5 protein-coding genes are annotated in these 2053 nt (G+C 71.3%); 4 read left to right on the top strand and 1 reads right to left on the bottom strand.

Annotation, left to right across the window (positions count from 1 at the left end):
• The 4 genes from VN520_RS36370 to VN520_RS36360 all read left to right on the top strand — a co-directional run.
• A partial coding sequence (locus VN520_RS36370; RefSeq protein WP_325751230.1) for a hypothetical protein occupies positions 1-247 on the top strand: 247 nt, incomplete at its 5' end.
• A 12-nt stretch (positions 248-259) separates the two neighbouring features.
• A complete protein-coding gene (locus VN520_RS39810; RefSeq protein WP_414720065.1) occupies positions 260-622 on the top strand; it encodes a transposase in 363 nt (120 codons plus the stop codon).
• The gene (locus VN520_RS36365; protein WP_325751229.1) at positions 552-1178 is read left to right on the top strand and encodes a maleylpyruvate isomerase family mycothiol-dependent enzyme; all 627 of its coding nucleotides are present in this window, start codon (positions 552-554) and stop codon (positions 1176-1178) included. Before VN520_RS39810 ends, VN520_RS36365 begins: the two co-directional genes overlap by 71 nt.
• 112 nt (positions 1179-1290) lie before the next feature.
• Positions 1291-1635, top strand: coding sequence for a TfoX/Sxy family protein (locus VN520_RS36360; protein WP_325751228.1), 345 nt, complete (start codon positions 1291-1293; stop codon positions 1633-1635).
• Positions 1636-1866: 231 nt separating this feature from the next.
• Here VN520_RS36360 and VN520_RS36355 read toward each other — a convergent pair.
• Positions 1867-2053, bottom strand: a 187-nt coding sequence (locus tag VN520_RS36355; RefSeq protein WP_325751227.1) for a zinc-binding dehydrogenase, incomplete at its 5' end; no start/stop codon positions are given.

Raw genomic sequence — 2053 nt, 5'->3', positions numbered from 1 at the left:
GCACTTCCGGGTGCGCACCCCACGGCTGGACCTCTCGGTCAACGGCGCCGGCGACGCCATCGCCGCGCTCTTCCTCGCCCACTGGCTGTCGAGCCGGGACGCCGGAGCCGCGCTCGGCGCGGCCGCGGCCTCGGTGCACGGCCTCCTCGAGGCCACCGAGAGGGCCCGCTCGCGGGAGATCCTGCTGGTCGCCGCGCAGGACGAGTTCGTGACGCCGAGCCACAGCTTCCCGGTCGAGGAGGTCTGAGAGGACCCCGTCCTGCCCATCCTTCGCAGGCTCAGGGCGAGGCCCGGGACGGGGCCACCTGAGGCGTGTCTCCCGGGACAGGGGGCGCCCGGTACGGGATCTCGAACCAGGGGGGCGCGTGCTGAGCTGACTGATGAGCTGTGGGCGGCGATCGGGCCGTTGATGCCGCAGGCGACCGGCCCGTCCCGGCCCGACCGGGATCACCGGCAGGTGGTCGAGGGCATCGTGCACCCCTACCGGTGTGGGCTGGCGCGGCGAGATCTGCCCGAGCCACACACCCTGGTTCTCCTGCCAAGATCACCTCGTGGACACGTTCGCACAGATCGCCGACGAGCGTCGCAGTCTGGCTGCCCTGATGTCGGGACTGACCGGTGAGCAACAGGCGACACAGAGCCTGTGCAGTGGATGGAGCGTGCACGACGTGATCGCGCACCTGGTCCTGCCGCTGGAAGTGAGCACCCCGAAGTTCGTGCTGGCCATGCTGGCATGCCGCGGGAACTTCGACCGAGCGAACGTCCGGCTGACCCGCGAGCAGGCACGTCGGCCCTTCGGCGAGCTCACCGAGGTGTTGCGTCGGAGAGCCGACTCGCAGTTCACCCCTCCCGGTTCAGGTCCCGAGGCGCCCCTCACCGACCTCCTGGTACACGGCCTGGACATCCGCTGGCCACTGGGGCTTCCGCGCGACATCCCCGAGGAGCGTCTGCACACGTCGCTGAGCTACCTGACCGCCGCTCCCGTCGGGGGCGTCGTCCCCAAGGGCACGCTGGCCGGGTTGCGATTCGAGGCGGACGACATCGACTGGGCTCACGGCAGCGGTCCTACCGTGAGCGGCGACGCCGAGGCGCTCCTGCTGGCGATCACCGGCCGCACGACCGCACTCGGCCACCTCAGCGGCGACGGCGTGTCGACGTTGCGTGGCCGACTGGCCTGACCCGGTCCCCACCGGAGAAGGGGTAGGAGCTCCACGTCTGGGATGAGCGCGGATCGGCCTGTCGGCGACCGGAGGACCTACGCTTCTCAGCTCGCCAGGGAGGAGACAGCGAGTGGCTCACGATGCAGAGCTCGCAGACCGCGTTCGCCGTGCTGTTTCTCATGAGCAGGACGTTCGTGAGGTCACGATGTTCGGTGGCCTCGCGTTCATGGTCGACGAGAAGATGGTGGCCTGCGTCTCGGGCGGCGGGGGCGCCCTCCTCGTGCGCGTGTCCCGCAGTCGTGATGCCGAGTACCTGGAGGTGCCCGGGGCCCGTCGGGCAGAGATGGGCAAGGGCCGGTCGATGGGCGAGGGGTGGATCACCGTCGATGCGGAGGCGCTCACGGACGACAGGGATCTGCACTTCTGGATCGACGCCGTCCTGGAGTACAACGCCGAGAAGACGGCAGGGCGTTGACCGAGCGGACCGAGCGACCAGGCCCGAACCGGTCCGGCAGATCACGCCGTGCGAGCCCGCACCGACGACACTGCACGATGCCCTCCACCACCTGACGGTGATCCCGGTACGGCCGTGACCGCCCCGTCACCCTCGGCTGGATCACCGCCCCCTGCCCATCGGTCGGCTCTGCGCGAGTGCTCACCGAGCGGGACCCCCGCTGCGTCCGCCACTCACTCGGGCGACATGCCCTCAGGGGACCAGCACCAGCTTGCCGTGGGTGTGGCCGGCCATCCCCTGCCGGTGCGCCTCGGCGACGTCCTCCAGCGGGAAGGTCGCCGCGACGACGACCTCCAGCCGGCCGGCGCCGGCTGCCTCGGCCAGCTCGGGCCGAGCGGCGTCCCGCAGCTGCGTGCCGGGGTCGGCGCCCGGCCCGCCG

Source organism: Streptomyces sp. (assembly GCF_035563135.1).
Lineage (GTDB): Bacteria > Actinomycetota > Actinomycetes > Streptomycetales > Streptomycetaceae > Streptomyces.
Note: the sequence above shows the minus strand (reverse complement) of the source record. Positions and strands in the feature narration are given on the sequence as shown.